We start from the raw sequence: 3,215 nt of genomic DNA on the forward strand, positions 1-3,215 counted from the left end.
CCTGGCCTATACCAGGGGAGACAGGCGCGTGAAGCTGGAAGTCAAGGTTCCTCCGGGCACCAGGGAGGGCACGGTCTTGCGGGTTAGAGGGAAGGGCCTGGAAGGGAGCCCGGGGGAGCAACCGGGCGATCTTTATTTGCGATTGCATATCAGCAAGGTTTGAAATCCTCTCAGGGCTAATTCCAGAGTAATTATTCTCCCAAAGATCCAGTGAATAGTTGTACAGTGTTAAGGTTATAGGGTGGCAAAAGAGTCTCGTTCAGGGCGAACTGTTGTCGGAACTTAAACGCAACCAGAGCACTGATCAAACAGTAGATCAGGCCTTGCGCTATAGGGGACTGGCTCTTACGTCACGCCTGAGGCGTGATCGTCCCAAAAAATGATATATTTTAAGCACAAAATGATGCTCAAGTGGGTCCCGGAGTGCCTGTCCCCTGCTTTCCTTAAAAGCGCTGACAGATACATCTTGACTAAATTTAGTGTATGTGGCAGTATTACAAAAAATACAAAGGGGAAGTTATGGAGGACACAAAAATGCACACTGTCAGACTCCCTGTCGGTCTATCTCAAAGGCTGGTGCTTTTATCCAAGGCTACACAACGCACAAAATCCTATTTTATACGAGAGGCTTTGGAAAGGACTCTTGAAGACCTGGAGGACGCATATTTGGCTGAAACCGCATACGAAGAATTTTTGAAGAGCGGAGAGAAAGCCATACCCCTTGAAGATGTGGAGCGAGACATTGGCCTGGAAGATTAGCTTTACTCCAAGGGCGAAAAAAGAACTCAAGAAGCTGGGCAGACAAGAATCACAAAGGGTCATTAGATACCTTAAAGAGCGTGTGGCTCAGGACCCGAGAGCTTTGGGCACAGTCCTTAAGGGACAGCTGCGGGAGTTTTGTCGATACCGGGTTGGGGATTACCCTGTTCTGGCCAGAATTCAGGACAAAAAGCTCCTTGTTCTTGTCGTCCATATAGGACATCGAAGCATAGTTTATCAACACCCACCGTAGAAGATGTGACTGCAAAAAGTCATTTTTGCAGTCACAGATGTCAGAGATCAGACGTCAGATATCAGTAAAAACAAAGACTTATATAGATTTTTTTTCGGAATTATTCATTTTCTCGACTTTTTGCAGGTGCACCTACAAAATCGCTCTGAAAAGACTATGGCACTGAGGGCCAGGGGACCACAGTGTATGTCAGCCTGCCTTTCAAGATGCCTGAGGAAGGATTTCTGCCGCAGCAGGAACAGACCGGGCAATTGGACCAGGCGAAAAAGGCGCTGCATATCCTTCTGGCTGAAGACGATGTCTCCAACCAGTATCCCCTAAGGAAGCTGCTGGAGATTATGGGGCACAGTGTGACCCTGGGTGAAGACGGTCAGCAGGTCCTTGATCTGCTCAAAGCCCAGGATTTCGATGTCATTCTGATGGATATCCGCATGCCGGTCATGGACGGAGTTGAGACCACAAGGATAATCCGTTCGTCAACTGATCTGGGGATCAAAAAGGACATCCCGATAATTGCTCTTACTGCCTATGCAATGCAAGGAGACCGGGAAAAGTTTCTGGAGGCAGGCATGGACAACTATCTTGCCAAGCCGGTGCAGTTGAAAGATCTGGCAGAGGCTCTTTCCAGGTATTCCGGATAAAGCACGAAACAGTGTAACTCTGACATACACCATATAAAGAAATGATGCAATGGACATGAATACGCAAGACGGCCCGGTTGATGGCCTTGGCCGGCCATCTCCATTGGCCTGGACCGCCTGGATAATACTTGGCTTGTTCGTCCTGGCCGGGTTGTTTGTGGTCAGCCGCTACAACTATCTCCTGTTCCACACCCTGGTGGAGATGTTTTCCATTGCCGTGGCCTGGTCCGTGTTCATGCTCGTCTGGAACGCCCGTGACTACCTGAGGGACCACGCCCTGCTCAGCCTTGGCGCGGCCTACCTGTTTATCGGCTTCCTGGACCTTCTGCATACCCTGTCCTTCAAAGGCATGGGCGTGTTTGCCGAACACTGGGGAGCCAATCTGCCCACTCAGCTTTGGATCGCGGCCCGATACATTGAAGCTGCTGCCCTGTTCACGTTCGTCCTGCTTCTTGGTCGACGCGTCAGGCTTGTGCTGCCTTTGGCAGGCTGGGCCGCGGTCGCCGGATTGCTGCTCCTGGCGATATTTGTCTGGCGCATCTTTCCGGACTGCTTTGTTGACGGCGTCGGCCTGACCCCTTTCAAGGTGGGCAGCGAGTACCTGATATGCCTGGTCCTGCTGGCGGCAATAATCCTGCTCCGGCAGCGGCGTGAAATGATCGATGCCATTGTCTACCGATTGATGCTTGCGTCCATGCTGATCACTATCCTGGCCGAGCTGTCCTTCACCCTTTATGTGGACGTCTACGGCATCTTCAACCAGGTCGGACACTATTTCAAACTGATTTCCTTCCTGCTCATCTACCTGGCCCTGATCCAGTCCGGTCTGCGCAGGCCATTTGCCCTGTTGTTCCGTACGCTTGACCAGGAAAGAACAGCTTTGCGCAAGAGCGAAGCCCTGTTCAGAAAAATCTTCGAAATCCTGCCCATCGGTCTGTGGGTTGCGGACAAGAACGGAAAACTCAAGCAAGGCAACCCGGCAGGGGTAGCCATCTGGGGGATGGAACCTAAGGTCGGTCAGGATGAATATGGCGTTTTCAAGGCCAGACGTCTGCCTTCAGGCGAGGAAATCGCCCCGGAAGACTGGGCCTTGGCGCACACCGTGAACAAGGGCGTGACCATTGTCGATGAACTGCTGGAAATTGATGCATTTGACGGCAAGAAAAAGATAATCCTCAATTATACCGCCCCCATCCTGGACAGCAACGGGGAAATGGAAGGAGCCATTATCGTCAACCAGGACATCACCGAGCGTCAACTGGCCGAGGAGAAAATCAGGCTGATGAACCAGCAGCTTGAAAAGTCCAACGCCGACAAGGACAGGCTGTTTTCCTATGTGGCCCATGACCTCAAGTCGCCCATTTCCGGCTTTGTGAACCTGACTCAGGTTTTATCTACGGATATTAAGGCTTTTTCCCTTCAAGAACTTGAACTCTTGGCCGGGGAAATGCACAAGAGTTCAGAGAACTTGTATGCTCTTCTGGAAGACCTCCTGCAATGGGCTAAAATGAAACAGGGGGTACTGGCTTACACACCAGAATCAGTCTGTCTGAACGATATCG

General features: G+C 51.1%; 5 protein-coding genes. All 5 read left to right on the forward strand.

All coding sequences use genetic code 11. The features are described from left to right. Positions 1-28: 28 nt before the first annotated feature. Complete coding sequence (locus QZP87_RS10830; protein ID WP_291322942.1) at positions 29-163, forward strand: DnaJ C-terminal domain-containing protein; 135 nt, start codon at positions 29-31, stop codon at positions 161-163. Between the two features lie 371 nt (positions 164-534). Then, the gene (locus QZP87_RS10835) at positions 535-759 is read left to right on the forward strand and encodes a DUF6290 family protein (RefSeq protein ID WP_291322938.1); all 225 of its coding nucleotides are present in this window, start codon (positions 535-537) and stop codon (positions 757-759) included. Then, the gene (locus tag QZP87_RS10840; RefSeq protein ID WP_291322939.1) at positions 743-1,012 is read left to right on the forward strand and encodes a type II toxin-antitoxin system RelE/ParE family toxin; all 270 of its coding nucleotides are present in this window, start codon (positions 743-745) and stop codon (positions 1,010-1,012) included. The genes QZP87_RS10835 and QZP87_RS10840 overlap by 17 nt, the downstream gene beginning before the upstream one ends. Positions 1,013-1,194: 182 nt before the next feature. Next, complete coding sequence (locus QZP87_RS10845) at positions 1,195-1,653, forward strand: response regulator (protein ID WP_291322940.1); 459 nt, start codon at positions 1,195-1,197, stop codon at positions 1,651-1,653. Between the two features lie 55 nt (positions 1,654-1,708). Next, positions 1,709-3,215, forward strand: a 1,507-nt coding sequence (locus QZP87_RS10850; RefSeq protein WP_291322941.1) for an MASE3 domain-containing protein, incomplete at its 3' end; no start/stop codon positions are given.

Origin of the sequence: Desulfonatronospira sp. (genome assembly GCA_003563255.1) — a bacterium.
In the GTDB taxonomy this organism is placed as follows: Bacteria; Desulfobacterota; Desulfovibrionia; order Desulfovibrionales; family Desulfonatronovibrionaceae; genus Desulfonatronospira.

Coding starts and splice junctions, on each gene's coding strand:
- QZP87_RS10835 (WP_291322938.1), top strand. CDS start 535: ATGCACACTGTCAGACTCCCTGTCGGTCTATCTCAAAGGCTGGTGCTT.